Origin of the sequence: Actinomyces sp. 2119 (assembly GCF_003591215.1) — a bacterium.
Taxonomy (GTDB): Bacteria; Actinomycetota; Actinomycetes; order Actinomycetales; family Actinomycetaceae; genus Actinomyces; species Actinomyces lilanjuaniae.
In genome coordinates, this window is record NZ_QYRR01000012.1 from 19,040 (window position 1) to 41,013 (window position 21,974).

General features: G+C 69.9%; 12 protein-coding genes and 1 pseudogene. 4 read left to right on the top strand and 9 right to left on the bottom strand.

Translation table 11 applies throughout. The annotated features are described in order from the left end of the window. Positions 1 to 68: 68 nt before the first annotated feature. From D4740_RS12305 to D4740_RS12335, 7 genes are all read right to left on the bottom strand, one after another. A complete protein-coding gene (locus D4740_RS12305; RefSeq protein ID WP_119837169.1) occupies positions 69 to 1,907 on the bottom strand; it encodes an RDD family protein in 1,839 nt (612 codons plus the stop codon). After that, the gene (locus tag D4740_RS12310) at positions 1,904 to 4,360 is read right to left on the bottom strand and encodes a transglutaminase domain-containing protein (RefSeq protein ID WP_119837170.1); all 2,457 of its coding nucleotides are present in this window, start codon (positions 4,358 to 4,360) and stop codon (positions 1,904 to 1,906) included. The genes D4740_RS12305 and D4740_RS12310 overlap by 4 nt, the downstream gene beginning before the upstream one ends. Then, positions 4,357 to 5,640, bottom strand: a complete 1,284-nt coding sequence (locus D4740_RS12315) for a DUF58 domain-containing protein (RefSeq protein ID WP_119837171.1) — start codon at positions 5,638 to 5,640, stop codon at positions 4,357 to 4,359. The genes D4740_RS12310 and D4740_RS12315 overlap by 4 nt, the downstream gene beginning before the upstream one ends. Then, entirely contained in the window at positions 5,637 to 6,602 is a 966-nt protein-coding gene (locus D4740_RS12320) for a MoxR family ATPase (protein ID WP_119837172.1), read from the bottom strand. Before D4740_RS12320 ends, D4740_RS12315 begins: the two co-directional genes overlap by 4 nt. A 117-nt stretch (positions 6,603 to 6,719) precedes the next feature. Further along, positions 6,720 to 12,659 carry an Ig-like domain-containing protein gene (locus tag D4740_RS12325; RefSeq protein ID WP_119837173.1) on the bottom strand — a complete coding sequence of 1,980 codons (5,940 nt, stop codon included), beginning with the start codon at positions 12,657 to 12,659 and terminating at the stop codon, positions 6,720 to 6,722. Beyond that, positions 12,656 to 13,096: an adenylyltransferase/cytidyltransferase family protein gene (locus D4740_RS12330; RefSeq protein WP_119837174.1), complete on the bottom strand. Its 441-nt coding sequence runs from the start codon at positions 13,094 to 13,096 to the stop codon at positions 12,656 to 12,658. The genes D4740_RS12325 and D4740_RS12330 overlap by 4 nt, the downstream gene beginning before the upstream one ends. Further along, positions 13,096 to 14,583 carry a sugar transferase gene (locus D4740_RS12335; protein WP_119837175.1) on the bottom strand — a complete coding sequence of 496 codons (1,488 nt, stop codon included), beginning with the start codon at positions 14,581 to 14,583 and terminating at the stop codon, positions 13,096 to 13,098. Before D4740_RS12335 ends, D4740_RS12330 begins: the two co-directional genes overlap by 1 nt. Positions 14,584 to 15,088: 505 nt before the next feature. On the opposite strand from D4740_RS12335, the gene D4740_RS12340 reads away from it, so the two are divergent. The 3 genes from D4740_RS12340 to D4740_RS12350 all read left to right on the top strand — a co-directional run bounded on the left by D4740_RS12340 (position 15,089) and on the right by D4740_RS12350 (position 18,450). Beyond that, on the top strand, positions 15,089 to 16,660 hold the full coding sequence (locus tag D4740_RS12340) for an oligosaccharide flippase family protein (protein WP_243106744.1): 1,572 nt from the start codon (positions 15,089 to 15,091) through the stop codon (positions 16,658 to 16,660). Further along, complete coding sequence (locus D4740_RS12345) at positions 16,638 to 17,354, top strand: CDP-alcohol phosphatidyltransferase family protein (protein WP_119837176.1); 717 nt, start codon at positions 16,638 to 16,640, stop codon at positions 17,352 to 17,354. Before D4740_RS12340 ends, D4740_RS12345 begins: the two co-directional genes overlap by 23 nt. Before the next feature lie 151 nt (positions 17,355 to 17,505). Continuing rightward, entirely contained in the window at positions 17,506 to 18,450 is a 945-nt protein-coding gene (locus D4740_RS12350) for a hypothetical protein (RefSeq protein ID WP_119837177.1), read from the top strand. Between the two features lie 447 nt (positions 18,451 to 18,897). On the opposite strand, the gene D4740_RS12355 is transcribed toward D4740_RS12350, so the two are convergent. Both D4740_RS12355 and D4740_RS12360 read right to left on the bottom strand, forming a co-directional pair. Continuing rightward, entirely contained in the window at positions 18,898 to 20,052 is a 1,155-nt protein-coding gene (locus D4740_RS12355) for a glycosyltransferase family 4 protein (protein ID WP_119837178.1), read from the bottom strand. Next, positions 20,049 to 21,182, bottom strand: coding sequence for a DUF1972 domain-containing protein (locus D4740_RS12360; RefSeq protein ID WP_119837179.1), 1,134 nt, complete (start codon positions 21,180 to 21,182; stop codon positions 20,049 to 20,051). Before D4740_RS12360 ends, D4740_RS12355 begins: the two co-directional genes overlap by 4 nt. Positions 21,183 to 21,572: 390 nt before the next feature. On the opposite strand from D4740_RS12360, the pseudogene D4740_RS13055 reads away from it, so the two are divergent. Continuing rightward, positions 21,573 to 21,974, top strand: a pseudogene (locus tag D4740_RS13055) (hypothetical protein); the annotation flags it as partial.

A 21,974-nucleotide genomic window follows, 5' to 3' on the forward strand; every position in this document is an offset into this window, starting at 1 on the left:
ACAGGGCCTTGTGCTGTCCTACGACGCCTCTGCTGCTCTTCCGCTGCTCCGCGGTGTTGTGCGCCGGTCTAGCTGGCGACTTCGACGCGGAAGCCGATGCGCCCGAAGAACACGGTCTCTCCCTCGTGCGCAGCCAGGGCTACGTCGGGAACTGCCTGGACGGTGGACCCGTCCCTGCGTTCCACCTTGGTGCCGTTGGTGGAATGCAGATCAGTCACCCACACACCGTCCAGCAGGGGAAAGATCGCGGCGTGCGTCTTGGAGACCGACCGTGTGGGGTCCGTCAGCGCGATGCGCTCTGCGCCGGGGTAGGAAGAGATATTGTCGGGGTCACGGCCGATGACGGTCGGTTCCTCGACGACAAGTGGCTCGCCACCTAGCTGCGGGACGAGGCGTACTGACAGTGAGGGGCTGAGTGATCCGTGGTGACGTGTGCCGTGCGAGGTCGTGGCTGGCGCCCCGGGCGCGGCCTGGGGCGGCGTCGAGGCGGTGCCTGAGACGGGCGCGGGCGGGTGCGCGGCCCGCAGTTCTGGTACCTCAATGGTGGGAGGTGCGACGGGCTGTTGCGTCGTCCGGGAAGCCGGGGCAGGGGACTGCCCGCTGGAGACGGGCGCGGCTGGCGCGGCACCGGCGGGGGACGGGACTCCCTGGGGGTCGAGAAGGTTGATCGCTGAGCCCGCTGAGGTCCCCGAGGAGGAGTGCTCCGGGGCGGCCGGGCTCTCCGCGATAGCGGTGCGGACCGTGTCGGGAAGGCTGTCCATCGTGGTGGAGTCGAGCACGGTTGGGACCGAGGACCAGGGGACTGAGTCGATGAGTGCCTGGGCCGTGCGCCCGTCGGCGGGCACGGCCCTGGTCGTGTCCGAGGTGCTAGAGAGCTGTGCGGCATGGGTGGCTTGGTCTCTAGGGTCTCCCGTGGGGAAGCTGGGTTCCCTCCGCGGCTGGTACGCGGCGTGCACCCCGCTGGCCGGCTCTACGCCGGGGTCGGCAGAAGGACTGTGAGAGCTGGTGGCTGAGGCGGTTGGTGACTGGTTCGACCGGGACTGTGCCCTGTGCGGTGGTTCTTCCATCGGCGAAGATGGTACGTCGTTCGCAGTGGGCGCGCCTGTGCTGGCGGGTGCGTCCGATAGAGCCCTGGAGGGGGTGGTCTCTAACGGTGCCAGCCGCCGCAGCCTCCGACGGGCGCGCGGGGGGCTGAGACGGCCCGCAGATGGGGGGGTGGTCGTGAGCGTGCTGGGTGGGGACGCGGCAGCCCTGGCAGTGGCTGACGCCCCCGGGTGTGTGGGCGCCTGGTAGAGGGGGCGGTCGGAGGCTGCCTCCGACGGTGCTCCCTGCCCCGCTAGTTCTCCCGGCTCTGTGCCCGCCTGGGGCGTCACGCTGCCCGCCTGGGGCGTCACGCTGTGGCCAGTGTGCTGGTCGGTATCCGCGGGTGCTGGCTGTGCTTGGGTACGGGGCACGGACAGTGCTGTCAGGCCTGAGATGCGGTCGTGCCAGCCACGGTGCTGTGGGTCCTCGTTCACTGAGCGAATGAGAAATATCACGCCAAGACCCAGGGTCGCGGCGGTGACCACGACCGTCAGGTCGGTGTAAATGAACACGCCCAGGGGCGAGGGGGCCATGGTCCTGGCGTCAACCAGACGTACCCTCATGACCCGGCCTCCCAGGGACCAGCCGGTACGGGCTAGCAGAAGACCGCGCGCCGCAATGACTATGACGAGTGCCACTATACTGCTGAGTGGAAGCGACCTTCCCGCGGCCAGGTGGAGCAGGACGCTGAGCAGGACCACGGCGCTGAGGTCGACAGCCACGTCGATGGCTCCAGCCGCCAGACGTGCGCGCGCAGGGGCAGGGCGCGCCAGCAGGGGCGGGTCGTCCGGGCTACCTCGGGAAGGCAGAGAGCTCGTCGTCATGATCGGTACCTCCTGAGGGGACGTCGACGAGGAGTCCGTCCGGCCGGGTGCACGAGCGACCGCAGGGACAGCCGAGCCTGGAGCCTGCCCAGCCGCGAGCGGTCCGCACCCATAGCACGGATGATCGCGTCGCAGGAGCTCCACAGCTCCCCTAGAGCGTACGACGTCGGATCGCCTGGGCCGAACACCTGGGTGTCCACGGCGTTGGCGAATGTCGGCAGGTCAGCCTGGGGAAAGTGGGGGTCGAGCTCGTAGGCCGTCTCCCGGCGGGTCGCGCCCCAGGAAGGAGCGCTCCCCAGGTCGCGCGCCCGGTCCACCAGCTCTTCCCAGGAGCCCAGGGCCGAGCCCACGCCGCTCCGGCGTCGGCGTCTGAGCCGACGTAGGACCTTCCATCCCAGGACGGCTCCCGCCGCTGCTACCAGCCCCAGGACAGAGGCAGCCGCGAGGAGGAGACCCCGTGGCAGTCCTGGGTCCTGCTCCTCCTCCGAGCCGTCGTTGTCAGGGTCCTCGTAGGACGGGGGAAGCTCGGCGGGGTCCTCCTCCGGCAGCGGGGGCTGGAGGACCTGGGGCTCAGGGTTGGAGACCTTCTGCGTCGTCTGCTGCTGGGGGACCTGGTCGCGGTCGGGGGTGACGTCGACGGCGACCCAGCCCAGGGACTCGAAGGGGACCTCGACCCAGGCGCTGATGTCGGCCCCGGTGACCGTCGTGGCGTCCCCGTCCGTGGACGGGTTGAATCCCATGACGACCCGGGCAGGAATTCCCAGGGACCGGCACAGGAGCATCATGAGGACGGAGTACTGCTCGTCGTCACCTACCAGGGACTCCGCCTCCACCATGGAGGCGATCCGTGCCGCGCCGTGCCCGGGGGAGGAGGGGCTCTGGGATCCGTCAGAGTAGTAGCTGGTGCGCAGTCGCTGCTGGAGGGCGCGCACCTGGGTCAGCGGGTCGGACGCGGTGCCGACGATCTCCGCCGCGAGCGCCACGACCGAGGAGGGGACCTGCTCCACCGGTCCCAGGGAGACCTGCGCCAGGGAGTCCGTGCTCATCTGGCTCTCGGATGGCGGGGCGTAGGGGCGGACCGTCTCGGCCAGGACGTCGCCCTCGACCAATCCGGCCGTGAGCACCCCGGTGGCGGAGAAGGCGTCGTAGTACAGGCTCTCGCTGAGCTCAGCCTGGCGGGGGCCGGAGACCTCGATCTGCTCCGTGGCTGACACCGTGGGAACCCAGGGGAAGGAGTATCCCCGAACTGACAGGGTGACCTCCTGGGTCCCTCCCGGGGAGGTCGGTGCCGGGTAGGGTGTCGGTGCCGAGCCGCTGAGGGAGGTTCGAGCGCCCACGCGCTGAAAGCGTGACGCTCCCCCAGGGCTCTCCCCGATACGGGCTGCCAGGCCGTCGTAGGAGTCGAGGGCGGCGATACGCACACGGACGCCCTCCGGGGCTCCTGACAGGGTCAGGAGCTCGGTGTCTGCCAGGTCTGTCTCGATGCTGCGCACCAGGGACAGGGGGGTGGCGTACTCGCTGAGGCTCAGGGGAGGTTCGAGGACATCGCGCAGGACCGTCCGTGCCGTAGGGGCCACGGGGTTGACGACAAGGACCAGGCTGAGGGCGCTCACGGTTGTCGTCACCGCCAGGGCCGCCCCGCGGCGGGTGGCCCTGGACATGGCCACGGGGGCCGGGGCGGAGGGGGCGCCGTCGGGACGGCCGGAGCCGGTGGTGTCGCTGAGGGCCTCTTCCACGCGCAGGCGGCGGCGTCTCAGGGAGGCTGCTGACCACAGCAGGAGAAGCCCGGCTGCCAGGGCGGGACCCAGCAGCCTGGGGGCGACCGGGGAGTGCCCGCCCCAGGCGATCGCGACCAGCGGTACCACCATGGCGACCGGTCCTGCGAGGACGTCGCGGCCGGACAGGAGCAGACGGGTGGACAGCCCGGAGAGGCTCAGACAGGTCAGCCAGGGCAGGACGGTCATTGCTGTGAAGGAGCCCAGGGGCAGCGGCAGACTCAGGGAGTCTCGCCACACGGTCACGCTTGCCGTCACGACGTTGAGGACCGCCTCGCGCCCGGTGCCGACGTCGGGCAGCAGCCACGGGGCCACGACGACGTGGACGACCGCCAGGGCTGCCATGGTCGGCAGCGCCGTGAGTCGCAGGGCGGAGCAGGCCAGGACGGTGGCGGTCCCTGCTCCGAGTCCGTACAGGGCAGCCAGGTAGCCCGAGGCCCCGCCGAAGACGGGCAGGAAGGGAAGGGAACCCACTGCCAGGAGCGCGGTGGCCAGCAGCACCTCCAGCACGGCTGTCGCGCGCCCGGGGGGCTCGGGCCCTGTCTGGAGGTCCTGGAAGCGGCGGTTGGGCAGAGGTCGCCGTGAGGAGGAGGGGGCCGGTAGCAGGGGGAGCCTGCGTGCGGAAGGCGTCGTCTCCTCCTCGCGCGTCGTGTCACGCGGGGCGAGTAGCGGGCTCATGCCGCCTTCCTCAGCGCAGTGGGGAGCTGCTCGAGCCGGTCGAGGTCCACTACTGGAAGGTCTCCTGCGTGCAGCCTGGACAGCTGGCGCTGCCCGGTGCGCAGCGCCAGCATGGACACCGAGGGAGGGACCAGGGAGCGGGCTGCGGCCAGGACGGCCCGTGAGGTCTCCTGACCAGTGACTAGAACCACGACAGAGGCTTCGGGGGAGGTGGCGTAGCCATGCCTGGCCAGGTCGTCACAAGTTCCCGTCGCCTCGTGCGTCTCCAGGAGGCAGGAGGCGTCCAGCAGCCGCAGCGGCGAGGCTGTGGGCAGGGAGGTGTCCTGAGTGAGTAGACGGACCTGCCTGCCGTCCCTGAGGCCGTCGACCGCCAGGGAGCAGGCCACTGACACCGCCGTCTCAAAGTCCTCCTCGCCCGCGTAGTCCTGCGCCCGGACTGACAGCAGGACCAGGAGGCTGGACCTGCGGGTCTCCTCGAACTGTCGCACCATGAGGCGGCCGGTCCTCGCCGTGGTAGGCCAGTGGACGTGGCGCCGGTCGTCTCCGGCGACGTAGTCGCGCAGAGCGTGGAAGGAGACGTCGGAGCTGGACAGGTCCTGAGTGACCGCACCCTCAATGTCTCGCAGCGTCCCGTGCAGGACCGCTCCCAGACGCAGCGTGCGAGGGTGGATGTGGACCGTCTGGGCTGTGGTGCGGGTGCGCTCCAGGTGGAGCAGGCCCACCGGGTCGCGGGCCACCGATACCACCGGTCCCACGACCACGACTCCACGACGCCGGGTCGGAAGGACGAATCCCCTGTCGTGGCTGCCTCCCGGAGGCAGGACGGGGACCACGAACACGGCTCTGCCCGCGCCCACGGGCATCTCCATACGGGTGGGCAGGAGAGGGCGGGAGCGTGTGCTGGTCACGGTCACGCGCACGAGGGCATAGTCGTCGACCGTGACATAGGGGTCCAGCAAGGAGTGTGTGACGCTGTGGCTCCCGCGGGGGAGCAGCCACAGCCCGGCGCTCAGGACGACTGCGCCCAGGACGGCTGCGGCCCCCCAGGCCTCCTGCCAGCCCGGGTGGGCTCCTAGAAGAAGGCAGCAGGCCAGCACTGCCAGGCACGCCCAGCCGACTGGGCTGAGGACACCCAGGAGTCTGGAGAGGTGACGGGCCGGTGTCCTCAGGACAGACGTGACAGGCAGGCGCGGTCTGGGGTCCTGGGGCCTACTGGTCGGGACGGAGGAGGGTGTGGTGCCAGCAGGGCTGCCGGGTCCGGGAGAGGGGGCCGCTGTCACGAGCGTCGCGTGGGTGCGGGCACTGACGACAGCACCGAGGTGAGGACTCCCGCAGCGGTGGCGCCAGTGAACTCCGCGTCGGGGTCCATGACCAGGCGGTGGTCCCACACGACGTGGGCCAGGTCCTTGACGTCGTCGGGCAGGACGAAGGTGCGGCCCTGGGCTGCCGCCCACACCCGTGCTGCACGCGTCATGCTGATGGCGCCTCGGGTGGACACGCCCATACGGGTCTCCTCAGCCTGGCGCGTGGCCTCGACCAGGGCGCTGATGTAGTCCAGGACTGACCCCTCCACGTGGTTGGCTGCCGCTAGGTCCGCCATGGAGGCCACGACGGAGGAGGCCACGACCGGTGCCAGGTCCCGGGAGCGGTCAGGTCTGGCTGAGCCTGCCAGAATCTGGGTCAGTGCCTCCCGGGCCGGGTAGCCGACGGAGGTCTTGAGCAGGAAGCGGTCCAACTGGGCCTCGGGCAGCCGGTAGGTGCCTGCCTGCTCCACGGGGTTCTGGGTGGCGATCACCATAAAGGGCCGTCCGACCTCATGGCGGGTGCCGTCCACGGTCACCGTGGACTCCTCCATGACCTCCAGCAGCGCGGACTGGGTCTTGGGACTGGCCCGGTTGATCTCGTCGGCCAGGACGATCGAGGAGAAGACAGGGCCGGGGTGGAACTGCCAGGAGCTGTTGGCCTGGTCAAAGACCGTCACGCCGGTGATGTCGCTGGGCAGCAGGTCCGGGGTGAACTGGATACGCGAGCTCGTGCCCTGCACGGAGGCCGCCAGGGCGCGTGCCAGTGCTGTCTTACCGGTTCCGGGGGCGTCCTCCAGCAGGAGGTGCCCCTCAGCGAGCATGGCCGTCAGCGCCAGGCGTATGACCTCCTCCTTGCCGAGGAGGGCCTGCCCGACGTTGCTGACGATCGTGGAGAAGGCCTCGGCGAACCAGGTCGCGTTCTCCTGACTCAGGGGCATAGACAGTCCTCCTCATGACTTCCTGCAGGCTTTCCTCGGGCAGGGACGGGCGGGGCGGCAGCAGGCAGGCCCGGGCCGTGGGGCTGCCTGCTGCTAGGTCACGGCACAGCACGCGTCCTACATGTCTACCTCGTCGCAGGCCCAGTCCGAGTACTGGCCCGCGCTGTTGCGGGCGCGTACGCAGGCCTGCGCGTCGTCGTCGTCAGCGGCGAAGCTGAAGCGCTCGCCCGATCCCAGGGAGACCGGACCCTCCCAGTCGTCGTCATCGTCGGCCCGCCACCTGCGCTGGTAGGTGTTGGGCAGGCCGCCGGAGGCACCTGCGCTCCAGGTGCACTCCACCTGGTCGCTGCGGCCCGGGGAGCAGCTGATGGCGGGCCTACCGGGCGGGCCGTACGGGGTTACAGAGGCCCCGGAGACCACTGAGGAGGTCCGCTGGTCGCTGCTGACGACCCTGGCGTAGACGGTGTAGCCGCGTCCGTCTGTCAGGCCTGAGATGGTGGTGCTGGAGGTCCAGGTGACCTGGTCGACCGAGTACTGGACGGTCAGGTCGGAGGCCCCCCAGCCGTTGCCGGCGCGTGCCGAGGCGCTGACCTGAATCCGGCCGTTGGAGCCGGTGGCCTGCGCGGAGGGGGCGGAGGGAGCCAGGGGCTCGGTCCTGTGGGTGTACTCGGTGGACGAGGAGGCGGTGGATCCCGCGTCGTTGCTGGCCACGACGGTGAAGGACCAGGTGCCCGAGGTGGCGTTCACGGTGTAGGAGGTCGAGGAGCCGACGTCCTTGCTGCCGCTGCCGTCAGGACCGGAGTACCGGACGGTGTAGCGCACGGGACTGCCGTTGGCGGCTGCGGGGCTCCATGAGACTGTCAGTGAGCTGCCGCTGGCCCTGACCTGGGGCGTCCCTGGGGCGCCCGGGGCGCCGTAGGGCGTGGCTGAAGCAGAGGGGCTGGAGTAGGCCGAGGGCTCGCCCGTGGAGGGGACGGCGCGCACCGTCGCCGTGTAGGCGGTGCCCGCCGAGACTGACGGCGCCCGCAGGGTTAGGGACGTTGCCTGTGTGGTGTGGGTAGTACCGTCGCTCAGGCGCACCTCGTAGCTCATGGTGGCCCCCTCGATCGGCGCCACGGCGCTCCAGGACACCGTCAGCTCCCCCTGCCCCGCCGACAGCACGGGGGCGGCCGGGACGTCAGCAGCGACGCTGAAGACCTCCGGGGGCGAGGGCGAGGAGGGCGCGGAGTCACCGACGGCGCTGGTGGCCACCACCTGGAAGGAGTAGCTCCTGCCCGGTGTCAGCCCGGTGGCCTGGCAGGGGGACCCCGAGCAGCTCCACTGCCCGGCCCCACCCACCTCGGTGAGCGTGTAGCCGGTGACCGGGGAGCCGTTGTCCGCGCCCGGGGACCAGTGCACCGTCATGGCGGTGGCACCGGTGGCCTCGGCACGTACCGCGGTCGGTGCCTCGGGTGCGGCGGCTACCGTGACGAGGACGGTCCCGCTTACCTCACGGTCCGGGGAGCCAGTGGCGTCAGTGACACGGTAGGAGACGCTCAGGCGGCCGTGGAAGCCTGTGGCCGGGGAGATGGTCACAGTGGTCCCGGAGACGGAGACGCTGCCCTGCCCCGAGTCCACCTGGGGGGTGCCGCTGAGCGTGACGGGCTCGTCCGGGAACGGGTTCGTCACCAAGGTGGCGACGTCCACGCTCACGGGAGAGCCGTCGGAGTCGAGGGAGGCGGGCACGGTCGTCATCAGAGGGCGTGTCGAGCCCCCGACACGCAGGGGCAGCGTGCTGGTCACAGGGTCGTTGACGCCGTCGGAGACGGTGACCTCCACGCTGCCTGCCGTACCCTCGGCTGTCCCGGCCAGAGCGCTGACTGACAGGACGGAGCCGCTCAGCGACGCCTCGAAGCCCGGGGGCGCGCTGCCCACGGAGAAGCTAAGTGTGTCCGTCTCGTCGGGGTCCGTCGTCATGCTCGTGAGGTCCACGGCCACCGGCTCCTCGCCGGGGGCCGCGGTGACCTCCGTCGGGGTGAGCACGGGAGGGGTGTTGCTCGTGGCGTCCACGGTGACCGGCAGGGTGAGGGTCGCGCTCAGTGCCTCGGGGCTGGTTCCGTCGGCGACGGTCAGGGTGACCGAGGTTCGACCGGTGAAGCCGTCGTCCGGGGTGAGTCGCAGCACGCTGCCGTTGTCTACCAGGGTCGCCTCCTGGGTCCCGGCGCCGGTGTGGACCGTGGAGGGGTCAGTAACCACTGCGGAGGTGCCTGCGCGTGTCAGGACGTGGGAGGACAGGGGTATGTCGGTAGGTGTGCCGGCCGGGACGTGGACTGGCACCGAGGCGGCGTCCAGGCGGGGGCGCAGGGCGGAGCGTGACGGCACCACGACGACCGCGTTGCCGGTGAGCCCGTCGGCGTCGGTGACGGTGTAGAGCACCAGTCGAGGCTCCTCGCCTACGGTCAGGGTGATTGAGTCCTCGCTGACCTGGACGTCAGGCTCGTCAGTGCTCAGGGTCAGGTCCCAGGGAGAGCCGTCGGCGTCGAGGTCGTTGTCGAGCACCGGGACGGTGACCACTCCCTGGGCGTCCACCTGGTCGACGGTGACGTAGTCGTCAACCCCCACCGGGCTGGCCAGAGGCGCCTGCGGGGAGACCTGGACCGTGACGGTGCCCGTGTCCAGGCCACCCCGACCGTCGGACACCGTGTAGGTGACAGAGTAGATCGCCTCCTCCTGAGGCAGGTCGGCGACGAGCCGACCGCCACGGGTGGACACCCCGAGAGCAGGGTCGGAGGGGGTGGGGGTTCCCTCCAGGGAGAGGACGTCACCGTCAGCGTCCAGGTCGTTGGACAGGACGTCGACGGCCACAGTCCTCCCGGGCTGGGCGATAACCAGGTCGTCAGTAGCGACAGGGGCGGTGTTGGTCTCGGTGGCAGCAGCGACCCCGACGCGGACCGTGGCTGTGGCCTGGGCGCCGAGGCGGTCCTCGACGACGTAGGTGAAGGTGTCCGTCCCGGTCGCGTCCTCCAGGGGGGTGTAGGTCAGCCACGTGGAGGACACGTCCACCGTTCCCAGGGACGGCGCCTGGTCCAGGCCGACCAGGCTCACGGAGTCACCGTCGGGGTCGATGCCGTCCAGGGGAACGGTGACGGCTGCCGGGGACGTGGAGACCGTACGGGCCTCCAGTCCTCGTGGCGAGGGAGCTGAGTTCGTGTCGTCGTCACGGGGGCGGACCTCAATGGTGACGGCGCCCGGGGTCGCCTGGCCGTGGGCGTCGGTTGTCGTGTAGGACAGAGTGGTCCGCCCCGCCTGCTCGTCAGCACGGAAGCGCACCGTGTCCTGACTGACCCAGGCTGTTCCCAGGTCCTGCCCTGCCAGGCCGAGCTCGGAGGAGACGGACAGGGCCAGACCTGAGGGCGAGGAGTCGTTGTCCAAGACAGGGATGCTGACCACGTCTCCGGCGCGCACGACCGCGGTGTCATCCCCGACCACAGGAGGCTGTGGGTCGGTTGAGGCGACGGGAATGACTGAGACGGTCCCGGTAGTGGTGGCCGTCCCGTTGGTGACGGTGTACTCCACAGACGTACTGGGAGGAACCGGACCCGCAGCGGAGAACTGCAGCAGGGAGTGCTCCACGACTGTGACCGTGACTCCGGAGTCGGCAGGGGCGCTCACGGACTGCAGCACCAGGATGCCTCCGGAGGGGTCAAAGTCGTTGGACAGCGGGTCGAGGGTTGTCGTGCCTGAGTCAGCCAGGAGCGCGGTGTCGTCCTCCACCTGCGGGGGCACGGTCGCCTCGGCCCGGGCTACGACGTCGATGCGTACGATTCCCTGGGAGGTGCCTGCCCCGTCCATGACGTCGTAGGTCAGGTAGAGGGTCTGGTCCTGGTCGGAGGTCTGGGAGGAGTCGGTGGCGAAGGTAAACACGCCTGCCTGCTGGTCCACCGAGACCTCGGTACCGGTCGGCGCGTCCTGGACGTCGGCCAGGTGCAGCGGCGTGCCGGAGGGGGAGGTGTCATTGTCCAGCGGGGAGACCACGACCCGCGAGCCGGCTACGACACGCACGTGGTCGGCACTGGTCACAGGAGGGGTCGTCTCTGTGGTCCTGACGTCCACGGACACGGTCCCGGTGCTGGTCTCCTGGCCGTCGGAGACCACGACGGTCATCTCCCTGGTCCCCGCGCCGACGCCCATCTCCCTCACGGTGACGGTGCCCTCGCTGGAGGCCCTGACGTCCAGGCCCTCGCCGTGGGCGGAGACAAGGTAGAGGTCGTCCCCGTCGGGGTCGATCCAGCTGCCCAGGACGCCCAGGGAGCCAGCGGCTCCTTCCGTGACGGTCAGGCTAGGGACGGTGGTCTGCTCGGGTGCCTCGTTGACCTCTGGCCCGTGGACCTCCACCGTAGCCACGGCGGAGTCGCTCATTCCCCGCCCGTCGTCAGCCGTGTAGGGGACGGAGTAGGTGCCGGTGGCATCGGAGGGTACCTCGATGGTCAGGGCGAGCCCGCCCTGGGCGGGTGCGGCTGTGACGGTCCCCCCGGCGTCCAGCGGCGTAGCGGTGAGGACGTCTCCGTCAGGGTCGGAGTCGTTGGCGAGGACAGGTAGCAGCGTGGAGCGCCCGGGTCTGGCCCCGAAGGTGTCGTCACTGGCCTCGGGCGCGTGGTTCTCCTCGGTGCGTTCCGGGGGGGACTGGGCCTCGGAGGTGTCGGCGGAGTCGTCCTGGACGTCGGAGGAGTCGTCGGTCTGGGCCGTGACGTCGGTCCAGTCGTCAAGCAGGACCAGTTCCTCGTCCGGAAGCCACACGGTGCCGGTCTCCAGGTCGTTGAGCACGATGGCGTCGCGGTTGACCCGGAACACCGGGGCGGAGGACGTGGCCAGGGACTCATCGTGGAGGGTCTCGTTTCCGCCGGTGATCCCTGAGCACTCCCGGACGAACTGGCCTGACCCGGACCAGGCGGCGTAGACGCAGCGTCCCAGGCGTACCGGCTGGGCGGCGACGCCCTCTGGCGGCGTGCCGGCCGGGGCGTCCTCGCTGTCCTGGTCGGAGGAACTGGAGCTGGCAGGTATCTCGGTCACCTCGCCCCCGTCTAGGGGCACGGAGATCAGGGCGGTCCGGGAGGCGACCAGGACCGAGTCCGCCGACGGCCCGGCCTGCTGCAGGGTCAGTCCGGGCTGGCCCAGGTCCGTGGTGCCTGCCTCGGGCAGGTGGAGGACGCCGGTGCCCCTTTCCAGGACCACGGGCTGGTCCCCGACCGCCGTGACCGCCAGGTCGGTCCCGGGGGTGAGGGAGAGGGAGGTGGCGGCAGCCGTCTCCCAGCCGTCGGCGGTGGCCGGCAGGGAGACCAGGGAACCGGTCGTGGCCGAGACCGCGTGGATCGACCCGTCCTGGCCCGCGACTGCGGTGACGGCAGGCATGCTGCTGATGAGCGGGGACACTGCCGCCAGGGACCCGACCGCGTCAACCGTGGTGGCCCGGATGGTGCCCTCGGCACTGTTGACGGCGACCACCCGGTCGCCTCCCTGGAGGACGGCGTCCGACTGGGAGAGCTGGGTGTGCTCAGAGAGAGTGACCTGGGCCACGTCCACGGCGGCGACTGAGCTGTCGGCGGTATTGGGTACCAGGACGTCTGCGGCGTCCTGGGTGACATCGAAGGAGGCTGAGGTGGTGCGGATCGCCCCGTCCACCTCCCGTGACGGGTAGTTGAGGCGGGCTACCAGGTGATCGGAGGCGGAGGTCACCCAGACTCCTCCGTCGTGCAGGCGCAGGTCTGCCTGGGCTAGGCCCTCGTGCAGCCAGGCAGCCGCGACCAGGACGGTGAGGCACAGCAGCGCTGTCAGGGCGGACAGCCGCTGGCGCGCCAGGAGCCAGTGGGCCAGCCGTCGGGTTGTGCCAGGGAGGCCACGGAGACGACGCGGTCCGGGTAGGCGGCGGGGGGTGGGCAGGTGCGGCCCCAGCCGTCCGAGCCGGGCTCGGGGACTGCCCGCTGCCCTGCGGCTGCTGCGGGCCGTGAGGTCGCTGGTGGCGGGGCCGGGGCTCTCGGGGGCAGGGGGAACGGGGTCGGGAACCGGGTCTGCTGAGCTCACTGAACCCCTTGGTGGCTGTGGGAGGCGACCTCCTGGAGCAGAGTGCGCCGCAGCATCGTTGAGGAGGTGGTGGGGGTGTAGGGCAGGTAGACGACGCGGGCGCCGACCTCCGCCATCTCCTCCTCAAGGCGTAGGCCCTTGTCCGTGCCCTGCCAGTCCGTCCCCTTGAACAGGATGGTGAAGGGGGTGCGGTGCCAGGCTAGGCGCTTGTCCTGGTCGTAGTCGGCGACCACGGCGTCGACCATGCGCATCGCGGCGACCATGGCCATCCGTTCCGTCAGGGGCACGATGGGAGGCCGTCCCTTCATCCGTTCCAGCGACTCGTCGGTGGCCACGCCCGCGATGAGGCGGTCGCAGCGCTGGGCAGCCTCCTTCAGGATGTTGAGGTGCCCCACGTGCAGCATGTCGAACCCGCCGGGGACGTATCCCACGCGCATCAGTAGGCTCCCTTCCCGCCGATGACGGCGCGCAGCGTGCCAGCGAGGATCCTCGCGTCCAGCGCCCCGCCACGGTTGTCGACGTAGTGCCTGTCCAGTGCCACGGTGGAGGCCCAGGACAGGTCAGAGCGCCCGGAGACCTGCCACAGCCCGGTCATGCCAGGCTTGACCAGGAGCCGTCGGCGCGCCTCAGCATCGTACTGCTCGACCTCGTGGGGGAGTGCGGGACGGGGTCCCACCAGGCTCATCTCACCGCGCACCACGTTGAGCAGCTGGGGCAGCTCGTCGATAGACAGGCGCCGAATAGTCCGTCCCACACGGGTGATACGCGGGTCCTGCCTGTCCTTGAACATGACCTCGTTGCCTGCGTCACCGCCTGTGCTGACCACGAAGTCGCGACGCTGGTCGGCGTCGGAGTACATGGAGCGGAACTTCCACATGGTGAAGGGGACGCCCTCCCGGCCCACGCGCTCCTGGGCGTAGAACGCCGGGCCGGCGGAGTCCAGGCGTACGGCGAGGGCGGTCACCAGCAGCAGGGGCGAGGCTGCCAGAAGCAGCAGGGAGCCCACCAGCCGGTCGAACAGCGACTTGCCCAGCGCGCGTGTACGACGCGTCCTCACGGCGATGACTCCGGTCCAGCCGTTGGTGATGGACAGGCTGCTCATGCGCCCCGGGACGACGTCCTGCAGGCCGGGGGCCACGATGAGGCGGGTCTGGGTGGACTCCAGGCCGCGCATGACCGTGACCAGGTCCTCAGGCAGGACCGATCCGACCGTCATGACCACGTCGATCTGCTCGGCCCGGACCACCGAGGCGATGTGCTGGGCGCTGCGGACCGGTGTCGCTGAGTGTGCCGAGGCCTCCTGGCCGGAGGACAGGTAGCCCACGATGAGGAACCCGTCCATCGGGTGCCTGCGCAGGTGGGTGAGCATCGGCTGTGCCCCGGGGCCCATGATGACGAGGGTACGGCGCAGGCCGTAGCCCTCCAGGCGGCGTCGGCGCAGCCACGCGGACTCGACCTGACGCCCGGCCATGGCCAGGATAACCTGGACCGCGAGTCCCATGAACACGGCTGTCTCGGTGGGAGTCGCGGTCGAGGAGGTGCCCGCCAGCAGTTCCGCGACCGGCATGCCTGCCAGGAGGGCGGCTGCAGGGACAGTTGCCAGCCCTGCTGTGAAGAGGTGGCCCGTTGACGGGCTGCCCTGCTCGATCGTGTCCATCCCCAGGGCGCCTAGGAGCCAGGCGGTGACGATCATGAGCAGCCCGGTCAGGGCGACGGCTAGTGCTGCCTCGGGGCGTCGGACACCCGCGACGACCCAGGCGGGCAGGGCGACGGCAAACAGGTCGTTGAGGACTAGCCAGGTCATCAGGTCCGCGCGTACGCGGGCCCAGGGGCTGCGCGGCGCAGGAATGGCGGCGGTGTCATGCCCCGACGAGGGTGGCTGGCGCTGCTCCGGCAGCGGCAGCGTCAAGGAGGAGGTGGTCAAGGCGGGCTCCGTGAGGGTCTGTGTAGGGGCAGAGGCGGGTCGGCTGGGGAGCCTGTCGTCCCCGTGATTTCATGAATGCTACTGATATCTGTGGCGGATTATGTGGCAAGTGGCAAAGATCGCAGCGGCGTTCTCAAGATTGTCGGATATTAAAATGCTACACGAAGTCTCGGCTCCGCAACGGCAGCCCCGTTTGCACCATGCGGGGAGGGAGTGCTCAGGAAGTGTTCAGGATCCTTCGGAACGCTGAGACTGAGCCGTTTTGCGTGCGCCCTCCAAGCGCCGCGGCATCACGTTGAGAAAATCACGGGTTGATAAAGAAAATGCCCTTAGGCTGATCTTTATCCCGGATCTTGTCGGCCTGTGGGCGGAAGGTCCGCGTGGAGATCTCGGCTCGCGTCAGAGCCTCGGCTGGGCAATCATCTACCCGGTGGTCGGCCGCCCGGGACGGAGCGTGCTGCGCCAGTGACTACGAGCCGAGGAGGATGAGCTGAGGAGCATGAGGATGAGGTTCCCTGGCGCCGTCGCAGCTGCGGGGCCGGGCGGGCGGGAGGCGGCTGCTGACCGGGGTGTGCCTTCGCGGGGCGGGCGTCCTGCGGGGCGCGGCACCTGGTCCTCCGTCGGCCGCACTGCTGTGGCCAAGGTGGTAGTGATGGGTGTCTCGGGACTGTTCGGTCTGGTCAACACCCGTCTCATCATCGGGCACTTTGGTACCGATGCCTATGCCCAGTACGGTCTGCTGGCTACGTTCCCCAACCTCATGCCCTTCACTGACCTGGGGATCGGGGCGGTGATCCTCAACGCCGTGGCGGGCTCGGCGGACCCTGCCCGGGACTCGCTGGTACGACGTACCATCACCACCGCGATCCGGGTCCTGCTGTGCTCGGCCCTGGTGATTGCCACAGCGGGCGTGGTTGTCGGTCTCCTGGGGCTGTGGCCTTCCCTCCTGGGGGCGCGGCTCATGGAGGGAGGCGGTAGGACGGCGACCCTCTGCCTCCTGGTCTACGCGGCGGCCCTTCCGCTGTCCGTGGGGCAGCGTGTCGTCATCGGCCTGGGCCGCTCGGCGACCCAGGTCATCAGCCAGGGCGTGGTATCGCCTGCCATGACCTGTATGCTGCTGGCGGCGGTGGTGACTCGTACCGGAGCAGGCAACGCGGTGTCGGTCTACTCCTACCTCGCCAACGTCCTGGTCTCGGTCATCTGCGTCGTCGTGGCCTGGCGTGCTACCAGTCCGCTGCTGCGCGAGGCGGTGCGTGACGTGCCCCGTGTGCGCAGCGTCAGGGGTGTCAGCATCCGCGGTACGGCGGGGCCTCAGCTGGTGCAGTCCCTGGTGATCCCGCTCGCCTTCCAGACCGACCGCCTCCTCCTGTCCCACCTGGGGGCTCCTGACGCCCTGGCCCAGTACAACCTGGCTGCGACCTTGTTCAACCTCTTGACCCAGACGGTCATGGTCACTGGTGTGGCTATGTGGCCGCTGTTCGCCAGGGCACGAGCGGACCGGCGCACCGAGAGCCCCTTCAGGCCCGCGGCCGCCTTCGCAGGGGCGGGCCTGCTGGCCGCCCTGCTGCTGGCCGGCGCTACCCCCTGGGCCGCCCGGGTCCTGTCGGACGGCGAGATCGCGCTGCCGGTGGTGCTTGTGGGTGCCTATGTCCTCTATGTCGCCGTCGAGGCGGCCAAGCAGCCCCTGGGCATGTACATGACTGACCCTCGGGGCCTCCAGTTCCAGGTAGGGCCGGTCCTGGTGCTTGTCCCTGTCAACCTTGCCCTGTCCTGGCTGCTCATCACACCGATGGGTGCGGCAGGTCCTATCGTCGGCTCCCTCGTCTCGGTGGTCCTGTGCCAGATCCTTCCCTACGCCTGGTGGGTGCGTCGCGACCTTCGCCGTCGACGGGCAGGCTGGTCCGGCTCCGACGGTGCCTTGGACGGCCCCCACGTCGTAGGCGCCTCCAGGGCTGCGGGTGATGACGTGGGTGAGCATGATCCCAAGGAGCCCGGTGCTGTTCCTGACCCTGTCGGGGACCAGCCTGTAGTGTCACCATCCGAGGAGAGCCACCATGACCACGACGAGCGTCGCTGACAATATTCGCGCTCTGTCTGCTGCGCAGAAGTCCAGAGCGGGGGCACCCCTGTACTCCCGGCTTGTCAACCGCCCAGTCGGGCGAGTCCTGGCGGCTATCGCCCACCGTCTGGGAATGACGCCGGACCAGGTTACCTGTCTGTCCGGCCTGTGTACGGCCGCAGGGATACTGCTGATCGCCCTGTGGCGGCCCACAGTGGTGGCGGCAGTGGCCACCTCCCTGCTGCTCATGCTCGGCTACGCCCTGGACTCCGCAGACGGCCAGCTGGCCCGCCTGCGCCACGGGGGCTCCAAGGCGGGTGAGTGGCTTGACCACGTCGCTGACGCGGTCAAGCTTGCGACTATCCACGGAGCGGTTGCGGTAGGCCTCTACCGGTTCTCCGGGCTGCCCGACACGCTGCTGCTCGTGCCCCTAGCTTTCGGGGCGGTCCAAAACGTCCACTTCTTCAGCTACATCCTCACCTACCAGCTGCGCTACCACGGGGGGACGCCTCTGGCCCGCGATGAGGGACGAGCTGGCATGCTCAAGTCTGTGCTGTCAGTACCTACTGACTACGGGCTCTTGTGCCTGGTCCTGGCGACCCGGTTCACACCCGTGGTCTTTGTCTGGGTCTACGGCCTGATGCTTGTGGGGTATGGCGCCTACGTCCTTCTGGCCCTGCCCAAGTGGTACCTTGAAATGAGACGGCTGTAGCCGGTGGGTGACATCGGGTGAGTGACTTCATGCGGGAGAACCTGGACTGCGCGCCCGGGCGGGGCCGCTCCCGCTGGGTGCACCGAGTGCACCGGGCGTACTCGGCACAGGGGCTGCTCTCGCCCCGGCAGGCAGGGAGCCAGGAGGTACTATGCCGCTTTTGACTGGTCGCCAGGCGCTTCTGGTCCGCACCGGCCGCCTTGACGGGCTGGGCAACCGTGTCCGTGCCCTGTTGTCGGCCCAGGCCCTGGCTGAGGCAGAAGAGCGCGACCTGTACTACGTGTGGAGCACCGGGAAGTCCTTCGGACCACGTATGGAGGACCTGTGGGTGTTCAGGGCAGGGCGGAGGGTTCCTCGCCTGGTCTCAGCGGTGCTGGCTGTCCGCGCCCCGTTCCGGCCGCCTTCAGACGTCCTTCTGGGACCCGAACTACGACGCGAGCACCTGTGGCAGATCCGGTCCCACGGCCTGCCGGTGACGTGGGAGGATCCCGGCTGGCAGGGTCAGGCAGATGACGCGGCCCGCGCGGCCGGATGGGGCGGTGCTTCCGTCCCACGGCCCTGGGGGTACTACCTGCGCGAGCTCACGCCGGTCGATCCTGTGGCTGAGGTGGTGCGTTCCTTTTACGACACCCACCTTCGGGGACGTCCCTACGTCGGGGTCCAGGTACGTACTCACCGCGTGTCTCACACCCGTACCCTGTGCTCCTCGCCCTTGGAGTGGTTCGTGCAGCGGATGCACCAGATCCGATCCGAGCACCCGGAGGCGGCCTTCTTCCTGTCCTGTGACACCAGGGAGGGGCAGGACAGGCTCATGGAGGAGTTCGACGGGTGCCTGGCCCTGGAGGGAAAGGGCGGCTACAACACGACCCAGGGTGTGCGCTCCGCGGTGGCGGACCTCTACCTGCTCGCCAGCGCACAGCACCTTGTCGGGGCCGCGCACTCCAGTTTTGTCGAGATGGCGGTGCTCCTGTGCGACGGCCTGGTCCCCTTCGAGCGCCCCGGACAGCCCCTGGAAGGACAGGTGGACCTGAGCCTGGGAGGTGCGGTGGACCCGCTGAGGCCCGCACGGAGAGCGGACTCCCAGACGGCGATCTAGGTGCGCGGGTGGGGGACTTCTGCGAGAGCCTGCTGTCTGCGCACCTGCTGGTGGGGGTGGTGTGGAAGAACGCCTTTACCGGGGTCCTGGTACCGGGCGCCCTGGAGTGCCGGGCTGGTGGGCGCTACGGCCACGGTCTTCCGTGCCAGCGTCCTCTGTCCGTCGGGCCTGCCCGGGGCGAGCACGTCGGTAGCCGAGGGCCGAAGCCGTGCCACCGTGGTCGGAGTCCGGGCCTCCACCCGTGCCGACAGGGCGGGGTTCCTGCCGACGGAGACGGCCCCGCCGGTACCTGGGCGTTACGGTCCCGTCCCCGGGCCGCCGGGACCACCGGCGTCCTTACCCGGTGGGTTGCATGAACCCCACCGTAACCCGTACCACCACGACATTGGGAGCGTCTCACTCGACTGATACCCCGTTTCTCTGGCTGCCAGGCTATCGCCTGACAAACTACGCGGGAGCATCCCTGTCGGCCAGGGTCTCGGCGACGATGTCGACCATGGTGGCGCGGTAGCCCTCGACAGAGAAGCGTGCTGCGGCGTCCTGGACAGCTTGCTGTGCCAGCCGGGCGGCCTTGCCGGGGTGGGCCGCTAGGTCGCCCAGGGCCTGAGCCAGCGCAGCCGGTTCCTCGGGCGGGACCAGGAGGCCGGTCTCGCCGTCAGTGACGACCTCTGCCAGGCCCTGTACCCGGGAGGCCACCAGCGGCCGTCCCGCGTGCATGGCCTCCACCGCCGTGTTGCCAAAGGGCTCCGCCCGGGAGGGGACGGCCACTACGTCGGCCGTCTCCAGCACTGGCCACGTGGGGTGGACGTAGCCGAGAAAGCGGACGTGCCCGGCCAGGTCCTGCTGCGCAGCCCGCCGACGCAGTTCCTCCTCGTACCACTCGTACCCGGGAAAGACGGAACCGCACACGGTCAGGGAGGCGTCCATGCTGCCGCGACGCAGCAGGGCCACCGCCTCTAGGACCACGTCCACGCCCTTGCGGGGAGACAGCCGCCCCACCATGACAACGTGGAGTGGTGAGTCGGCTCCGCGACGACGCAGCGGTGCCGGGGGCGAGGGCGGGCCCGCCACGCCGTTGTGCACCACGGTGGTCCGGGAGGCCAGCCGGGGCAGGACCGACAGGAGCGTCTCCTGGGCCGCTGAGGAGTTGACCACGATCCTGGAGGCCGCGAGGAGCGGGGCGTTGAGACCGGAGCGGATGAGCCGGTGCTGGGTGCTCTCCGCCTCGTGGACGTGGGCCAGGACCGGTAGGCCTGCGGCACGTCCGGCCAGCGGCCACCACGGGAGCGTCACCGTGTTGGTCAGGACCAGGTCGGCTCCGCTGGCGCGTGCCAGTCGGCGAAGGCGGCTGGTCTCGCCCGCGGCGTGAAGTCCCAGCGAGGTCAGTCCCCCTGCCGTGAGCAGGGCCTTGCGAAGCACCGTGAAGGGCGTGACGGCGACCTGTGCCCCGGCTGCGCGCAGGACAGGGCGCAGAGGGCCGTCGGTGGGAAGAGCCACCTTGACCGTGTGCCCGGCACCGAGGAGGCCACGGACTGTCTCGACAAGCTGGAGGTCAGAGCCGTACAGGTCCGGAGAGGGGTGGGCGACCAGGATCGTGCTCACAGGCTTGTCCTTCCGGTGCGTCGACCCGAGGGGCGCCTGGCCACGGGGCCGCCCACCGCCAGGCGGCGGGCCAGGGACTCGTAGAGGGTGGCGACATGGTCCCAGTCGTAGAGGCGGGCGCGGCGCTGGGCGGCCTGACCGCGATCAGCCTGGGCGCCGGGATCGGACTCGGCGGAGGCAACCAGAGCACTGACGTCCTCGGGACTGCGCCAGTAACGGCCGGTGTCTCCCAGGACCTCCCGGTTGAAGCCGACGTCGAAGGCGTCTACGGCCGCTGCGGCGCCGATAGCCCGTAGCAGCGAGGGATTGGTGCCGCCCACGGAGTGCCCGTGGAGGTAGAGCAGTGCGCCGCAGTAGAGGGCGTCGAGCAGTTCCTGGTCCCAGACGCTACCCAGCAGGCGGACCCGTGAGTCCGCCAGGGACCTGATCCGGGCGGTATAGGCATCGGCGTAGGGGGCGGAGCCTACGACTACGAGCGGCAGCCTGGCGGCAGAGCGCACGTAGCCCTCCACAATGAGGTCGACATGGTTCTCTACCTCGAAGCGGGCGACAACCAGGTGGAAGGAGCCGGGGGACAGGCCGAGCTCCGCCAGGCGGGAGGTGTCCGTCCTGACCACGGGGGCGCCGTAGGAGATGAGGTCGGTGGGTGCCGCGAACTCCTGGGCGTAGTAGTCGGCGATGCCCTGGGCATCAGCGATGAGGGCGTCCGAGAAGCGGACAGCAGCAGCCTCGGCAGCCCGGTAGTAGCGCCTGCCTGCGGTGCCCCACTTACCTCGCTGCCACTCCAGGCCGTCGACATGGGTGGCCACGGGGACACGGGCGGCTCGTAGCGCCGGCAGGAAGGGGGCGTTGGCGGAGTTGAAGACGAAGGCCGCGTCCGGACGGGTGCGTCGTAGCAGGTGGACAGCTGACAGGGCCGTATGGCTCAGCGTCTCCAGGCTGCGGCTTCTGACGGCCGGGAGCTCAACCAGGCGCATCCCCAGGTAGAGCGGAGGCAGAGGTGTGGAGGGCTCGGGGTTGCGACAGTAGACGAGGACCTGGTGCCCTCGCTCTGCCAGGCGTGCGCCAACCTCCTCAACGGCGGTCTCGAAGCCGCCGTAGCGCGCCGGGACGCCGCGCGTCCCCAGCATGGCGATACGAAGTCGGTTCGGATCGGCTGCGCGGTGGCTCCGGTGGGCGCAGGGGTGGGAGGGCGCGTGGGATGTCGTGGTCACGGTGGCCTTTCACGGGCGGGCGAGGGCGAGGACCCGGTCAGCCTACCGATGGCGTGGTGGTCTCCGCGGACCGAGATCTCCGGCCCTGGTGTCCCTGCTGTGGAGAGCCGTCAGCATGTTTGCTATCCCCCGGGTGCTCCTGCCATCCTGTACGGGCCGAACGCCGGGTCCTGTGTCACAGGCTGACGTTTCAGAATGTTCCCGGGCGCGCTCTGGCCCTCTGCCGCAAGGCGCTGGGGGAGGGCCTGTCGGCGTGCCGACCTGTTCCAGGTCTTTCCCGCCTCCTCGAGCATGATCGGAGAAGCCGTGCCCCCTACCCCCTCACCCCGGGCCTTGTCTGCGACCGCTGCTACTGCGCTGATGGTGGTGCTGATGGCGCTGCTTCTCTCCTGCATCATACCCGCTGTACCCACTTACGCGGCGCCTGCACAGGATGCAGGTCCGGGTGCGTGGCCTGTTCCCGGGGCACCGCAGGACCAGGAGGACGGGGCTCAGGCAGGTGAGGGGGGCCCGGCGCAGGATCTGCAGGAGGACCCTCAGGACGGGGCGGATCCGGAGGTGCCCGGGGTGGGTGCCGACGGACTGCCTGCCACGGTGTCGGCGGATGCGTTGCCGACGGTGCAGGTTGATGGTGTGGTGTGGGACCAGGTGGTTGTGGGTGGCACGGTGTATGCGGTGGGGAGCTTCTCGTCGGCGCGGCCTGCGGGT

Coding starts and splice junctions, on each gene's coding strand:
- D4740_RS12305 (WP_119837169.1), bottom strand. CDS start 1,907: ATGACGACGAGCTCTCTGCCTTCCCGAGGTAGCCCGGACGACCCGCCC.
- D4740_RS12310 (WP_119837170.1), bottom strand. CDS start 4,360: ATGAGCCCGCTACTCGCCCCGCGTGACACGACGCGCGAGGAGGAGACG.
- D4740_RS12320 (WP_119837172.1), bottom strand. CDS start 6,602: ATGCCCCTGAGTCAGGAGAACGCGACCTGGTTCGCCGAGGCCTTCTCC.
- D4740_RS12330 (WP_119837174.1), bottom strand. CDS start 13,096: ATGCGCGTGGGATACGTCCCCGGCGGGTTCGACATGCTGCACGTGGGG.
- D4740_RS12340 (WP_243106744.1), top strand. CDS start 15,089: ATGAGGTTCCCTGGCGCCGTCGCAGCTGCGGGGCCGGGCGGGCGGGAG.
- D4740_RS12345 (WP_119837176.1), top strand. CDS start 16,638: ATGACCACGACGAGCGTCGCTGACAATATTCGCGCTCTGTCTGCTGCG.
- D4740_RS12350 (WP_119837177.1), top strand. CDS start 17,506: ATGCCGCTTTTGACTGGTCGCCAGGCGCTTCTGGTCCGCACCGGCCGC.
- D4740_RS12360 (WP_119837179.1), bottom strand. CDS start 21,182: ATGCTGGGGACGCGCGGCGTCCCGGCGCGCTACGGCGGCTTCGAGACC.